At 67.9% G+C, this 14,127-nt stretch carries 11 protein-coding genes; 6 read left to right on the top strand and 5 right to left on the bottom strand.

Annotated features, from left to right (window positions below; genetic code table 11):
• Position 1: 1 nt before the first annotated feature.
• From ACQ4LY_RS17100 to ACQ4LY_RS17090, 3 genes are read right to left on the bottom strand one after another with little or no spacing between them, the layout of a single operon-like run.
• Complete coding sequence (locus ACQ4LY_RS17100) at positions 2-1,195, bottom strand: DUF4350 domain-containing protein (RefSeq protein ID WP_431073446.1); 1,194 nt, start codon at positions 1,193-1,195, stop codon at positions 2-4.
• Complete coding sequence (locus ACQ4LY_RS17095; protein WP_431073444.1) at positions 1,192-1,833, bottom strand: DUF4129 domain-containing protein; 642 nt, start codon at positions 1,831-1,833, stop codon at positions 1,192-1,194. The genes ACQ4LY_RS17100 and ACQ4LY_RS17095 overlap by 4 nt, the downstream gene beginning before the upstream one ends.
• A complete protein-coding gene (locus tag ACQ4LY_RS17090) occupies positions 1,830-3,326 on the bottom strand; it encodes a glycerophosphoryl diester phosphodiesterase membrane domain-containing protein (RefSeq protein ID WP_431073442.1) in 1,497 nt (498 codons plus the stop codon). The genes ACQ4LY_RS17095 and ACQ4LY_RS17090 overlap by 4 nt, the downstream gene beginning before the upstream one ends.
• A 96-nt stretch (positions 3,327-3,422) precedes the next feature.
• On the opposite strand from ACQ4LY_RS17090, the gene mtrA reads away from it, so the two are divergent.
• From mtrA to hpf, 5 genes are all read left to right on the top strand, one after another.
• On the top strand, positions 3,423-4,103 hold the full coding sequence (gene mtrA, locus ACQ4LY_RS17085; protein ID WP_056308458.1) for an MtrAB system response regulator MtrA: 681 nt from the start codon (positions 3,423-3,425) through the stop codon (positions 4,101-4,103).
• A gap of 7 nt (positions 4,104-4,110) precedes the next feature.
• Positions 4,111-5,790, top strand: coding sequence for an MtrAB system histidine kinase MtrB (mtrB, locus tag ACQ4LY_RS17080; protein WP_431073439.1), 1,680 nt, complete (start codon positions 4,111-4,113; stop codon positions 5,788-5,790).
• Entirely contained in the window at positions 5,787-7,505 is a 1,719-nt protein-coding gene (locus tag ACQ4LY_RS17075; RefSeq protein ID WP_431073437.1) for an LpqB family beta-propeller domain-containing protein, read from the top strand. Before mtrB ends, ACQ4LY_RS17075 begins: the two co-directional genes overlap by 4 nt.
• 105 nt (positions 7,506-7,610) lie before the next feature.
• Positions 7,611-8,297, top strand: coding sequence for a ComF family protein (locus ACQ4LY_RS17070; RefSeq protein ID WP_431073435.1), 687 nt, complete (start codon positions 7,611-7,613; stop codon positions 8,295-8,297).
• Between the two features lie 94 nt (positions 8,298-8,391).
• Positions 8,392-9,048: a ribosome hibernation-promoting factor, HPF/YfiA family gene (gene hpf / locus ACQ4LY_RS17065; RefSeq protein WP_431073433.1), complete on the top strand. Its 657-nt coding sequence runs from the start codon at positions 8,392-8,394 to the stop codon at positions 9,046-9,048.
• 66 nt (positions 9,049-9,114) lie between these two features.
• Here the strand turns inward: hpf and ACQ4LY_RS17060 are convergent, their stop codons facing one another.
• Both ACQ4LY_RS17060 and ACQ4LY_RS17055 read right to left on the bottom strand, forming a co-directional pair.
• Complete coding sequence (locus ACQ4LY_RS17060; RefSeq protein ID WP_431073431.1) at positions 9,115-10,455, bottom strand: hypothetical protein; 1,341 nt, start codon at positions 10,453-10,455, stop codon at positions 9,115-9,117.
• A 63-nt stretch (positions 10,456-10,518) separates the two neighbouring features.
• Positions 10,519-11,121 (bottom strand): PadR family transcriptional regulator, encoded by a 603-nt coding sequence (locus ACQ4LY_RS17055; protein ID WP_431073429.1) that lies wholly within the window; start codon positions 11,119-11,121, stop codon positions 10,519-10,521.
• Positions 11,122-11,285: 164 nt separating this feature from the next.
• On the opposite strand from ACQ4LY_RS17055, the gene secA reads away from it, so the two are divergent.
• Positions 11,286-14,093 (top strand): preprotein translocase subunit SecA, encoded by a 2,808-nt coding sequence (secA, locus tag ACQ4LY_RS17050; RefSeq protein ID WP_431075715.1) that lies wholly within the window; start codon positions 11,286-11,288, stop codon positions 14,091-14,093.
• Positions 14,094-14,127 lie beyond the last annotated feature (34 nt).

Raw genomic sequence — 14,127 nt, 5'->3', positions numbered from 1 at the left:
ATCATTCCGGTCTCCGCTCGATGGTGGTGGAGTCGTCGACGGCGCTCTCGAGCTCCTGCAGCCGACGCGCCAGGTCGATCAGCGACGGATCGTCGGTGGGGGAGGGACCCGCGAGAAGTTCGTGCAGAGTGCCGCGCGGAATCCGGAGGCGGTCTGAGGCGGCATCCGCGATCTCCTCCGCCGTCGCGTTCACGGCGAGTCCGAGTCTGCGGGCCAGCCGGCGCCTGCTCCCGTCGCGGATGGCTTCAGACGCGTGTGCGGCGTCACCCGCCTTCGCCGTCAGACGGGCGCGCCCGTGCATCGTCTCCGAAGCGCGGACGGTCACGGGAAGCGTCTCGGCGACGAGCGGGCCGAAGCGTTGCCCTCGCCACAGTGCGGCCGCGAGCCCGGAGATCATCAGCAACAGGATCGCCGGTGTCACCCAGCCCGGTGTGAGCGAGCCGAGGCTTTCGGGCGTCTCGCCTTCGATGTCCGTGTCGCTGAAGCTCGGGATGTACCAGACGACGCGGTCCGACTGGCCGAGCAGAGCGAGTCCGAGTGCGGCGTTGCCGTCGTCCGCGAGGTAGGCGTTGCTGAACAGACGTGCGCCTTCGACGACGATGCGCGTCGCACCGTCGTCCTCGTCGACGAGCACGGCCGAGGCGTCGTCGGTGCCGAAGCATCCTTCGACGCCGTCGGCGGGGGCGAACATACGGTCTGGGCGGATCGTGCCGACGTCGGCGAACTCAGGCGCGCTGCAGTCGGCCTCCACCGGGCTCGGGTCCGATGCGGCGTTATCTCCCATGTGCAGGAGGTTCAGAAGGTGCGTGCTGCTCGAGAGGAAGACGACCCGGTCGGCTGGGGAGACCAGTTCGGTGATCCCATCGTCGGACAGCGTGTAGGGATTGGCCATGACGAGTGTGGAGTTCTCGTCGAGTGCTGCCCGTGCCTCGGCGCGGGAGCGGAAGACCGAGACCTCGACCCCCTGCTCCGCGAGGATCTGAGCGAGCGCCATCGCACCGGAGTCGCTGACGCTCTCGGGATCGAGCGAGCCCCGCTGATCGGGCATGCGGACGGCGACCTGGGTCGCCACGAACACGCCGCCGAGCACGAGCGCGACGACGATCGCCCACCCGAGAAGAGACTTCAGACGCCGCCCGCGCGGGGCACGCTCTGCCGTGGATGCCGGTGCATCGCGCTGCTCGATGACCGTCACGCGTTCACCGTCTCCGGTCGCAGGGCACTCAGACGCTCGTCGGTCGCGGCGAGCGCCGCATAGCTCGATTCTGTGGCGGGATGCCGCAGATAGCGCACGTCGTCGAACGAGACCGCCGCGTCGCGGACGGGAGCCGTCTCGGCCGGGAACACACCGGAGACCTCCCGGGCGATCGCCTGCGCGGTGGCTCCAGGGGAGGGATCGATGAGATCCCGCTCCAGAAGACCTCTGGCGAGTGCGCGGAACCGCAGGATCGTGGCCTCGTCCCAGTCGCCTGCGCGCGCGCAGCGATCGGCGTCGGTGCGCAGCTGCGTCGCGGATCGGTCATCGTCGGCGCCGAGAAGATCGCCTCGTGCGCGGCGGACGGCCTGGGCCCGACGCGGGCGCCCCCAGATGATGAGGGCCGCGACGAGCGCTCCGAACACGATGATGCTCACGATGATCAAGGCGGAAGGGCCGACGTTCGCGCTGTTGTCGGAGTTGAACAGATCGGCGAGGAATCGTCCGATGTCGCGGGCGAGCAGGTCGAACCACGTCGGCTTCGCATCGGCGTAGCGCGGGTCGGAGAGCTCCCGCTCCGCCCACTTGCGTGCTTCTTCCCCGTCGGGGATGAGCACGTCGTCGAGAGGACGGATCATGCCGACCCTTCGCCGCCCGTGCCGGGCGCGGCCCAGGTCGAGTCGGCGGACTCGGCCGGAGGCGATGCGGGCGGGGAGTACGCCGGCGGCGGTGCGAACGTGGCAGGTGGCTGGGGTGCTGCCGGAGGCTGGGCCGCTGCCGGCTGCTGGGCATAGGGCGGGAGGGGAGGAGCCTGCTGAGCGGGGTACTGCGGCGCGGCAGATGGCTGTCCCTGGTACGGCTGTCCCTGGTACGGCGGCGCCGCGGGGTACTGCCCCGGGTACTGCGGTGGCGCGGGGTACTGCGGTGCACCGTACGGCTGGGCGGGATACTGCTGGGCGGGATACGGCTGTCCGCCGTACTGCTGGCCCGGGTACGGCTGCATCTCGTAGCCCGTCGGCGTCATCATCGCCCACTCCGGAACCTGCTTCGGCGGCGGAGCGCTCGACACGGCCCGCTCCGCGTCGACGATGAACGGGTCGCCGAGCTGTTCATCCGTCCATCCGAGATCGCGGCGCTCGACGTGGCTGATGAGCGCCTGGTCGAGGCCTTCGTAGCGCATCCGGCTGTCGAGGTACACGAGGGTGCCCGCGCTGCTCTGCACCACGAGGGTGATCGCCTGCAGCACGAGAAGCAGGATCTGAGGTGCGAGCAGGGCGAAGACGAACGCCATGATCGACGCGGTGTCCGCTGACCCCGTCGGTGCGATCACCGAACCGAGCATCGATCCGATCAGCGAGACGGGCAGGTTCACCACCTGCATCGCGACGCCCATGATCGCGCCGATCAGGAAGGTGACGCCCCAAGCGACCCAGAACCGTCCACGCGTCAGGCGCCATGACCGCACGAGCGCATCGCGGAACTTCGCCTTTTCGAGAACGAGGATCGACGGAACGAGCAGCAGCTTCGTCGTCAGCCAGACGACGAGGGGGATGGTCGCCAGCACGAGCAGCACCACGAGGATGACGATCCCGCCGATGGCCTCAGCCGAGCCTCCGAGCCCGCCGGCGATGAAGCCGGCGATCACGAGGAAGACGATCACGATGATGCCGAAGACGAAGATGATCGAGAGGGAGGCGAAGCCCGCCAGCCGCCAGAACGACGGGATCATCTTGCGCCAGAGAGTGCCGAGGGTGGCCTTGACCCCGATCGCGGCGAAGCCGATCTCGGCCGCGACGACGCCCTGCATCAGCGCGGTGAAGGCGATCGACGCCAGACCCACGGCGATGCCGGCCACGATGTTCATCGCGATGGTGCCGGCGAACACGGCCTCGAAGTCGGGCGAAGCGGCAGACAGCGACTCGAGTCGTGTGAACGTCGTGACGAACACGAAGCCCATCACCGTGGCACTGAGCACCACCACGGCCAGCTGTATCACGACGCCGAAACCGAAGAGCACCTTCGGGTTGTGTCGCAGCGCCGCGAACGACCTGGTCAACAGCATCCCGAACGTCATGGGATGCAGGGGGATGATGCCCTTCTTGGGGGCAGGGGTCCACGTCTGGCCGCTCACCGGCACTCCCTCCGTCGTGCGCTCCCATCGTGTCACAACACCGGTCGGGCGCGTAGACATGGGGGTCGTGGTACTGAGTGCCATAAGGTAACAGTTATGACCTCACGCATTCTTGTGGTCGACGACGACACCGCGCTCGCCGAGATGATCGGCATCGTGCTGCGCACGGAGGGCTTCGAGCCGGTGTTCTGCGCCGACGGTGCACGGGCCGTCGAGGAGTGGCGCACGCAGCGTCCCGATCTCGTGCTGCTCGACCTGATGCTCCCCGGCATGGACGGAATCGAGATCTGCGCACGGATCCGCGCCGAGTCCGGAGTCCCCGTCATCATGCTCACCGCTCGCAGCGACACCGCCGATGTGGTCCGCGGCCTCGAGGTCGGCGCGGACGACTACATCGTGAAGCCCTTCAACCCGAAGGAGCTCGTCGCCCGCATCCGCACCCGCCTGCGCCCCTCGCCACAGACGGTGGGGGAGCAGCTGCGTGTGGGTGACCTCACCGTCGACGTCGACGCGCATGAGGTGCGCAGGGGCACGGCTCCGATCGCTCTCACCCCGCTCGAGTTCCAGCTGCTCGTCGCCCTCGCCTCGAAGCCGCAGCAGGTGTTCTCGCGCGAGATGCTGCTCGAGCAGGTCTGGGGCTACCACTACAAGGCGGACACTCGCCTCGTGAACGTGCACGTCCAGCGCCTCCGCGCCAAGGTCGAGCTCGACCCGGACAACCCCAAGATCGTCATGACGGTGCGTGGCGTCGGCTACCGTGCCGGGAGCGCGGGCTAAGCGCACCATGGCCGCCACCGCAGCGACCACCACGGCGGTCGCTGTCATCCGCGACTGGCGCGGTTGGCCCACCGTCACCCGGGCCCTGTGGCGACGATCACTGCGATTCCGGACGCTAACGATCACGCTGCTCCTCACCTCGACCGCAATCCTGATCACCTGCGTGACCATGGCGCTCGTGATCCAGAACGACCTGTTCGAATCGCGCAAGAACGAGGCGCTCGAAGATGCGGCGCGTTCGGTGAACCAGGCGCAGACGACGCTCGACGCGACTGCGCTGGGGGATGACCCCGCAGCACTGCGGGAGCTGTGGGACAGCGTGCAGGAGGACCTCGGCCGCAATTCGACCGCGGAGGGTCTCGCCGGGTTCCGAGTCGACGACGACGCGGCGGCCGTGTCCCTCAACGGCTTCACCGCCGGCCTCAGTGCCAACAGCATCAGCCCCGCCCTCAGGAACCGGGTTGTGAAGTTCGACGACTGGCAGTCCTGGCAGTCCGCGTCGCTCGACGTCGACGGCCGGGCGGTGCCGGGGGTCATCGTGGGGCAGCAGCTTCAGGTGCCGGAGGCCGGACCCTTCGAGGTGTACTTCGCCTACGATCTGGCCGACGCCGACAACACCCTCACCTTCGTGCAGCGCACACTGTGGATCGCCGGCATCGGTCTCATCGCGATCGTCGCCGCGATCTCTTTCGTCGTGCTGCGCACCGTCTCGACCCCGATCGTCGAGGCCGCCGAGACCAGTGCGCGCCTGGCGTCGGGCGATCTCGCCGTGCGCATCGACGTGCACGGCGAAGACGAGATCGCCACTCTCGGTCGTTCTTTCAATGCGATGGCCGACAGCATCGAGTCGCAGATCAAGGAACTCGGAGAGCTCTCCCTCGTGCAGCAGCGGTTCGTCTCCGACGTGTCGCACGAACTCAGGACGCCTCTCACGACCATCCGGCTCGCGGCCGACATGCTGAATGATCAGCGAGGGGAGTTCGACCCGACGACCGCGCGGACCACAGAGCTCCTTCACACCCAGGTGCAGCGTTTCGAGACGCTGCTGTCGGACCTGCTGGAGATCAGCCGCTACGACGCCGGGTCCGTGCAGCTCGAGCTCGAGGCGACGAGCCTCGCGCACCTCGCCGAGGACATCATCGAGCAGATGCAGCCCCTCGCCGACGGACGGGGCAGCGAACTGCGCCTCGTCGCACCCGGCGGATACTCTCCGGTCGACATGGATCCGCGCCGCGTGCGGCGCGTGCTCCGCAACCTGATCGGCAACGCGATCGAGCATGGCGAGGGGCGTCCCATCGTCGTGACGGTGGACAGCAATCAGCATGCGGTGGCTGCGGGCGTCCGCGACTTCGGATTGGGAATGGATCCGGCGGATGCCGAGCGCGTGTTCGACCGGTTCTGGCGAGCCGACCCGTCTCGTCAGCGCACCATCGGAGGCACCGGTCTCGGGCTCTCCATAGCCCTCGGCGACGCGACTCTGCACGGTGGCACGCTCGGCGTGTGGTCCGAGCTCGGCGTCGGCACGAACTTCGTACTCACCCTGCCGCGTCGAGGCGATGCCTCCGACGGCCCCTCGCCGATCCCCCTCGAGCCCCAGGATTCGCTCGGGGAGATCGGCGATGCCACACAGCCGATCCAACTCGCCGACCTTCCGGCCGACCTCTTCGACCGAGGGAGCCTCGAATGATCTCGCGGACTCGACGCGTGCTGCGCGGGGTGGCCATCGCCACGGCTGCTCTGCTTCTGTCTGCGTGCTCGGGCCTTCCGACGACGGGAGATGTGCAACCGGGGCTCGCGCTCGGAGCGTCACCCGAAGACCAGGACTTCCTCCCACTCGCCTCCGGCCCTGCTGAGGGAGCGGGACCCGCGGCGATCGTCGAGGGTTTCATGGAGGCCGCGATCACACCCGCGGACAACTGGGACACCGCACGCAAGTTCCTCACGCCCGATCTCGCATCGACCTGGCGCCCGAACACCGGGGTGTCGATCGACATCAGCGGGGCGACGCGCTCCTTCACCTCGAGTGTCGACGACGACGTGGATGCCCGTGACGGGGATTCGGCCGAGGTGCGGGTCAGGTTCGACCAGGTCGCGAGCGTCGACGCGACCGGAGCGTACTCCGAGGCCTTCGGGCCGTCGAACTCCGCTTTCGTCGTCGTGTTCGAGGATGGGCAGTGGCGGATCGCGGAGGCGCCCGACGGTGTCGTGATCGACGAGTCCCGGTTCTCCCGGGTCTATGACGACTATGCGCTGCAGTACTACGACCAGACGTGGGAGCGACTGGTGCCGGACGTGCGGTGGTTCCCCCGCCGTGCGACCGTCGCCACCACGATCGCGCAGTCGCTGATCGGCGGAGCGCCGAGTCCGTGGCTCGACCCCGCCGTCCAGAGCGCTTTCCCGCAGGGCGTTCAGCTCGCCCGTGACGCCGTGCCGATCGGTCCCGATCAGGTCGCCGATGTCGCATTGAATCGTGCGGCCCTCGGCCTCGACGCGACGACGCTCGCACGCATGCGCACGCAGCTGCAGTCCACGCTGAACGCCGCGGGGGTGCAGGTCGACCAGGTGAGGTTCAGCGTCGACGGGCGCACACTCGACGCCGGCGTCGTCAGAATCATCGAGGACCCTCCGGACACGGGCAGCCTCATCTTGAAGGACGGCGAGTTCGGCGCACTCGTGGGCAGCGAGATCACACCCATCCCGGGCGTGTCGGAGGAGATCCTCGGTGTCACCCAGCCCATCAGCGCGATCGATGTCGCGATCGACGGCTCGCACGCGGCCGCTCTGCTCGCCGACGGGCATGTGTATGTGACGGGAGAAGACGGGTTCAACGAGCTCGATGCCCGAGCGTCACTAATCCGACCGTCGATGGACCCGTTCGATTTCACCTGGTCTGTGCCGTCCAACGCGCCGTCGGCCCTTCAGGCGATCGGCAGCGACGTGACTCCGCATGCGATCACCGGCGCATGGCCGGATGCCTCGTCGATCTCCGCCGTGCGCGTCTCCGCAGACGGCGCTCGCATCGCAGCGGTCGTCGTGATCGGCGGTGAACGCTGGGTCGTCGTCTCCGCGATCGTCCGCGACGAGGCCGGCGTGCCGACCGAACTCGGTCCTGTTGAGCCGTTGGCGCAGCTCGACGGCGGGGTCAGCGGGCTCGTCTGGCTGGGTGCCGACCGTCTCGGGCTGCTGACCGATCCTGATGACCGGATGGTCCTCACGCAGATCGTGGGAGGACCGGGAACATCCGAGGTCGCTCCTACGGGGGCCGTCTCGATCGCGGGGTCGCGCGCCCCGGCCGGTGTGCGGGTGCTCGGTGCCGAAGGGGGAGTGTTCGCGCGGAGCGGTTCCGCGTGGAGCGAGTCGATCGACGGAGTCACGCTGCTGGCGACCAGGGCCGGGCACTGACCGTCTCTTCTGCACAACCGTCCGAAGAGCGGAGCTGTTGACAGCGACCGGGGTTCCAGACCGGCCGAGTGCTCCCCGGAGACGCCGACCAGCCAGGATCGACGGATGCTCTCACTCGCCTCCGTCCACGCTGTCGGTGTGGAGATGCTCACCCTGCTGCTCGCGGCGTCGTGTGCGGGCTGCGGCGAACCCGAGACGATGCTGTGCCCGTCGTGTCGCGAGGACCTTCGGGCTGCGCCTCGCGAGTGGACCTCGCCCGGCGGTCTGCGTGTGTGCGCCGCGATGTCTTTCGAATCTGTCGCAGCCCGGTGCATCCGACGGGTGAAGGACGAGGGCGAGACCTTGCTCGCTCGTCCGCTGGGGGACGCGCTCGGCGAGGTTCTCCGCAAGGTGCTGGCGGAGTCGCAGAGAGAAGCCGTCCTCGTGGTGCCCGTTCCGACGACGAGGAGCGCATATCGGAGACGAGGCTATCGGGTGCCCGATCTCCTCATTCGGCGTGCGGGGGCCGTGCCAGCCAGGCTGCTGTTCACGCGCGGGCGGAGCACGGACCAGCGAGGGCTCGACGCCGACCGAAGGGCGGAGAACGTGCAGGGCAGCATGCGGGTGCGTCGGCCTGGTGAGGGGCAGGCCGTCGTGCTCGTCGACGACGTGGTCACCACGGGTGCGACCTTCGATGAGGCCGCGCGGTCGCTCCGCGCTGCTGACTTCCGTGTGCTCGCGGCGCTCGCGTTGGCCGCCACACCACGTCACAGCGAACGGAATGCGAACGCATCAGGGACACGCAGGAAATGACCCGTGACATCGGCGGTCAGGCGGACTACCGTTGGGGGTCACAAGGCGACCACGGTCCGCCCTTGGCCGGGAGGACCGGGACAAGGAGGCAGCAATGGAAACGAGCATCGTTGGCGTCGGGGTGGGTATCACCGACCGATTCCGCACCGTTGTCGAGGAGAAGATCGCCAAGATTCAGACGTTCGCGTCGCGGGCGCAACGGCTGGACGTCAAGGTCACCCATCGGGTGTATCGAAACGGGCGTGTGCCCGACGAAACGGTCGAGCTGACACTCGTCAGCAAGGGCCCGGTCGTCCGCGCAGAGGCCACCGACGGCGACAAGTTCGTCGCCCTCGACCTCGCGGTCGACAAGATGGCCGAGCAGCTGCGCAGAGCCAAGGAGAAGCGAGTCGACGGCCGACAGCATCCCCGTGGAGCGCACTTCGAGAAGGAGAGCGGAGCGCTGGAGGGCATCGATGTCCAGCCGGCTTCCGTCGACGTCCTGCGCGCGGTCGCGACGGGATCGGTGCCCATCCAGAACGACGAGGACGAGGTCTACTCGCCCGTCGTCATCCGCACCAAGAACTTCGGTGCCGAGTGGATGACCGTCGAAGAGGCGGTCGATCGGATGGAGCTCGTCGGGCACGACTTCTTCCTGTTCGTCGACGTGCGCACCGATCACCCGAGTGTCGTATACCGACGCAAGGGCTGGGACTACGGCGTGATCGCTCTCGAGACGGCGGCTCCGCCATCTGAGGCCCTCGCCTCCTGAGACTGACATGTACAACGGCCCGGCTCCTGAAGGAGCCGGGCCGTTGTCGCGTCTGCGCCGTGCGGGTCAGTCGAAGATGCCGTCCAGGATGCTGCCGATCACGAGGCCGCCGAGGATTCCTGACGCGATGTCGCCGCCGCCGCCTCGTCGCCCGCCGCCGCTCCACCCGCCGCCACCCCAGCCATCTCCGCCGCCACCCCAGCCCTGATCCTGCGGGCGGGACGAGTCGATGTCGCGCTGGGCGAGTTGCAATGCCTCTGCGGCGAGATGCGCTACCCGGCGAGCGCTCGCGAGTGCTTCGTCTCGGGTCTCTTCGGCAGGAAGGAGGTCTGACAGATCCACGCGGAGGCGCTCGGCCTCGGCGAGTCGGGTACGGGCGTCCGCCCCGATCCAGCCGCGGTGTCCGGCGATGAGCCCGCGGGCGACGCCGAGCTGGCGGTCAGCGTCGTCGATCGCGTGCTGGACCTGCTGGATGCTGGGGAGCGGGTGCTCTGCGCGGTGGCGAGCCGTGGCGATCGCATCGTCGAGTGCGGTGTTCGCCTCGCGGAGCTGCGAAAGCTCGGCGAACGGGTCGCCGGGGGAGCCCGCAGGGGAGAGGGCGCTGAGAGCGTCCTGCAGGGCGGTCACGGCCGTGGCGACTGCGGGGGTCTGCGGCGCTGTGCGCGCGGCGATCAGATCGCCGCGCGAGTCGGCGACGACCTCGGCGAGTGTCGACTCCGCACGCAGGGCCTCGATCTCGAAATCCTCGACCGCATCGAGCAGGGCGGATGCGCGCCGTGTGGCTTCGGTCGCCGTCTCGAGGGCGAGGTTCGCCTCCTCGTTCTGCTTGGCTGCACGTCGGCGCTCGGAGACCGCGGCGCCGTGCGTGGCGAAGGCGATGAGCTGCTCTGCTTCGGCGGCGCTGGCGGTGATCTGATGCATCGCCGAGTCCGCGTATCGCGCGGAGAGACGGGCGACCGTCTCGTTGGTGTGCGGGATGCGGGAGCTCAGCTCGGCGGCGTCTTTGCGCACCTGGGCGATGACCTCCGGTGCACGGCGGACCTTCGCGATCGAGGCGGCGAGGTCTGACGTCTTCTCGTCGAGCAGATCCTGGGCCCAATCGCACAGCTGAACGATGCGCGCATTGCGGGTGCGCAGTTCTTCGGCCGTGTCGGGGATCTCGTCGTGATTGAGCTGGTGCATCTGGAACGCCTCGCGCAGATGCGTGCGCACCGCGCTCAACGCCTTCTTCAGATCCCCGGTGAGCTGTCCTCCGAGCTCGGCCTCGGCGAAGGCCAGTTCGTCGGATGTGCTCCGGATCCGCTCGTCCGCGGCGACGAGCGCCTGCTCGGCACGGCGTGCCAGATCGGCATCCTGTGCGACCAGTTCTTCCTGCTCGCGCTTGCGTCTGCCCCATATTCCAGCCATAGGACTGATCCTAGTTTCCCGAACGAGAGTGCTGGCTGTGCATCCGCTCCAGGCGAACGCCGATCAGGCGAGGGCGACGACGGAAGGTCGAGCCGGCCGCCCGCGCTTGGGGCGGTCGGCCGTCAGCTCGAGCGCGAGCGCGTGTTCCGGATGCCCGGCGAGGCGGTCCTGCACATGGTCGAGCCACCGCAGCTCGGCATCGGCCGCGAAGATCATCGAATCGACGACGAGCGACCAGGCGAGGCCTTCAGATGTGTCGTCCTCCCGCGAATCTCTGACGTCGCGGAGTGTCCCGAGATGACGTCGCGAGGCCACACGCTGCGTTGCGATCACGTCCGCGGCGTCTGCCCCGGGAAGCGTCGCCGCGACCGCCAGCTTGATCGCGAGCTCGTCCCTGGTCGCCAGACTCCGCTCTACAGGTGCTGCGAGCCAGCGGTCGACCTCCGTCATCCCGACCTCGGTGATCTCCCAGTAGACGTGACCCTGCGCATCGGCGTCGCCACGGTCCACGAGCCCGTCCCGTTCGAGGCGCTCGAGAGTGTTGTAGATCTGGCCGACGTTGAGGGGCCAGACCGAGCCTGTGCGCCGGTCGAACTCATGACGCAGCTGGTAGCCGTAGCACGGACCCTGCGCGAGGATCGCGAGCAGGCTCTGGCGTACCGACATGTGTACCTCCCGGTGTCGTGGATCAATATATACATACTCGGAAACGCGAAGCGGGTGCGCCATGCAGACGACGTGCAGGTCACGGACGGGTAACATGGCAAGGTATGCCTGGCACGCGCCCGACCAGCGGCGCCGCCGGAACCATCGACAGGGAGATGACATCTGTGGCCAATCCTCTTGAGAAGCTGCTGCGCGCGGGTGAAGGGCGGGTCATCCGTCGCCTGAACCAGGTGGTGAAGGCCGTCAACGCGCTGGAAGAGGACATCTCCAAGCTCACCGACGATGAGCTGCGCAACGAGACCGTCGAGCTGCGCGAGCGCTTCGCCAACGGCGAGTCCCTCGATCAGCTCATGCCAGAGGCTTTCGCCGCGGTCCGTGAGGCGGCGAAGCGCACGCTCGGCATGCGCGCTTACGACGTGCAGATCATGGGTGGCGCAGCACTCCACCTGGGCAACATCGCCGAGATGAAGACCGGTGAGGGAAAGACGCTCGTCGCGACCTTCCCCGCCTACCTCAACGCGATCGCGGGCGAGGGCGTCCACGTCATCACCGTCAACGACTTCCTCGCCAGCTACCAGGCTGAGCTCATGGGTCGCGTGTATCGCGCGCTGGGCATGTCGACCGGCATCATCGTGTCCGGCCAGACTCCGGCGGTGCGTCGTGAGCAGTACGCGGCCGACATCACCTACGGCACGAACAACGAGTTCGGCTTCGACTACCTCCGCGACAACATGGCGTGGCGCAAGGACGATCTCGTTCAGCGCGAGCACTACTTCGCCATCGTCGACGAGGTCGACTCGATCCTCATCGACGAGGCTCGAACGCCGCTGATCATCTCGGGTCCTTCGTCGGGCGAGGCGAACCGCTGGTTCGCCGAGTTCGCGAAGATCGCCCGCACGCTCGAGGCCGGCGAGGACTACGAGGTCGACGAGAAGAAGCGCACCGTCGGAGTCCTCGAGCCCGGTATCGAGAAGGTCGAGGACTACCTCGGCATCGACAATCTCTACGAGTCCGCGAACACGCCGCTGATCTCGTTCCTGAACAACTCGATCAAGGCCCTCGCGCTGTTCAAGAAGGACACCGACTACGTCGTCATGAACGACGAGGTCATGATCGTCGACGAGCACACCGGCCGCATCCTGGTCGGGCGCCGTTACAACGAGGGCATCCACCAGGCGATCGAGGCCAAGGAGGCCGTGCCGGTCAAGGCCGAGAACCAGACCCTCGCGACCGTCACGCTGCAGAACTACTTCCGGCTCTACGACAAGCTCGCCGGCATGACGGGTACCGCCGAGACCGAGGCGGCCGAGTTCATGTCGACGTACAAGCTCGGCGTCATCCCGATCCCGACGAACCGGCCGATGGTCCGCAAGGACCAGTCCGACCTCGTCTACAAGAACGAGACCGCCAAGTTCGCCCAGGTCGTCGAGGACATCGCCGAGCGCCACTCGAACGGCCAGCCGGTGCTCGTCGGCACGGTGAGCGTCGAGAAGAGCGAGTACCTCTCGCGACTCCTCGCCAAGAAGGGCGTCAAGCACGAGGTCCTCAACGCGAAGAACCACGCGCGCGAGGCCGAGATCGTGGCTCGCGCGGGTCGCCTCGGCGCCGTGACCGTGGCGACGAACATGGCCGGTCGTGGAACCGACATCATGCTCGGCGGGAACGCCGAGTTCCTCGCCGTGCAGGAACTCAAGGGCAAGGGGCTCGACCCCGTCGAGACGCCTGAAGAGTATGAGATCGCGTGGGATGAGACGTATGAGGCCATGAAGGCCGTCGTCTCGGAGGAGGCCGAGAAGGTCATCGAGGCAGGCGGTCTGTACGTCCTCGGCACCGAGCGCCACGAGTCCCGTCGTATCGACAACCAGCTGCGCGGTCGCTCCGGCCGTCAGGGAGACCCCGGTGAGAGCCGCTTCTACCTGAGCCTCACCGACGACCTGATGCGGCTGTTCCAGTCGGGAGCCGCCGAGGCGATCCTCGCGCGCACCAACTTCCCCGACGACGTCCCGATCGAGTCCGGTCTCGTCTCGCGCGCCATCCGCAGTGCCCAGTCGCAGGTCGAGTCCCGCAACGCCGAGATGCGCAAGAACGTCCTCAAGTACGACGATGTCCTGAACCGGCAGCGCGAGGCGATCTACGCCGACCGCCGTCACATCCTCCAGGGCGACGACATCGCCGATCGAGTGCAGCACTTCATCGAAGACGCGATCAGCGGCGTCGTGCGCGACCACACAGGTGAGGGCCACAACGAGAGCTGGGACTTCGACGCGCTCTGGACCGAGCTCAAGACGCTGTATCCGGTGAGCGTGACGATCGACGAGGTCGTCTCCGAAGCCGCGGGTCGCAAGGGTGGGATCACCGCCGACGGCCTGACCCGTGAACTGCTCTCCGATGCGAAGATCGCCTACGAGACACGCGAGGAGTCGCTCGGAGACGCGGCCACCCGCGAGCTCGAGCGTCGAGTCGTGCTGCAGGTCCTCGACCGTCGCTGGCGTGACCACCTCTACGAGATGGATTACCTCAAGGACGGCATCGGCCTGCGCGCCATGGCCCAGCGAGACCCGCTCATCGAGTACCAGCGCGAGGGTTACGCGATGTTCCAGTCGATGATGGGCCAGATCAAGGAGGAGTCCGTCGGATACCTCTACAACCTCGAGGTGGAGGTTCGCCGCGCAGGCGACTCGCAGACAGCCGAGGTCGAGGCGAAGGGCCTGGCGGACGGCGGTGGCGAGCAGCGACTCGAGTACTCCGCGGCGAACGACGCCGGCGAGGTGGAGGTCCGCAACGATCGCGGTCAGGTGCAGCAGGCTGCGACCGACAAGCTGCGCCAGGCGGCTGCTGCCCGGCAGGCGCCGACCGAGGCGGCCGAACCGGAGCAGACTGCCCGCGGAGCTTTCGGCCAGCGCACCGAGGGATCGGCACCTGCAGCGGGAAACCGTGAGCAGCGCCGAGCTCAGGGCAAGAAGAAGAAGTAGGCGCAACGCGTAGCGGAGGGGTCGGATCCGAGTG

It is taken from the genome of Microbacterium phyllosphaerae (assembly GCF_050628115.1).
GTDB classification, from domain to species: domain Bacteria; phylum Actinomycetota; class Actinomycetes; order Actinomycetales; family Microbacteriaceae; genus Microbacterium; species Microbacterium phyllosphaerae_A.
Note: the sequence above shows the minus strand (reverse complement) of the source record. Positions and strands in the feature narration are given on the sequence as shown.

What these genes read in the sequence shown, in the direction of transcription:
- mtrB (WP_431073439.1), top strand. Translation starts at nt 4,111, where the DNA reads ATGGCCGCCACCGCAGCGACCACCACGGCGGTCGCTGTCATCCGCGAC.
- mtrA (WP_056308458.1), top strand. Translation starts at nt 3,423, where the DNA reads ATGACCTCACGCATTCTTGTGGTCGACGACGACACCGCGCTCGCCGAG.
- ACQ4LY_RS17095 (WP_431073444.1), bottom strand. Translation starts at nt 1,833, where the DNA reads ATGATCCGTCCTCTCGACGACGTGCTCATCCCCGACGGGGAAGAAGCA.
- ACQ4LY_RS17055 (WP_431073429.1), bottom strand. Translation starts at nt 11,121, where the DNA reads ATGTCGGTACGCCAGAGCCTGCTCGCGATCCTCGCGCAGGGTCCGTGC.
- ACQ4LY_RS17060 (WP_431073431.1), bottom strand. Translation starts at nt 10,455, where the DNA reads ATGGCTGGAATATGGGGCAGACGCAAGCGCGAGCAGGAAGAACTGGTC.
- ACQ4LY_RS17070 (WP_431073435.1), top strand. Translation starts at nt 7,611, where the DNA reads ATGCTCTCACTCGCCTCCGTCCACGCTGTCGGTGTGGAGATGCTCACC.
- hpf (WP_431073433.1), top strand. Translation starts at nt 8,392, where the DNA reads ATGGAAACGAGCATCGTTGGCGTCGGGGTGGGTATCACCGACCGATTC.
- ACQ4LY_RS17075 (WP_431073437.1), top strand. Translation starts at nt 5,787, where the DNA reads ATGATCTCGCGGACTCGACGCGTGCTGCGCGGGGTGGCCATCGCCACG.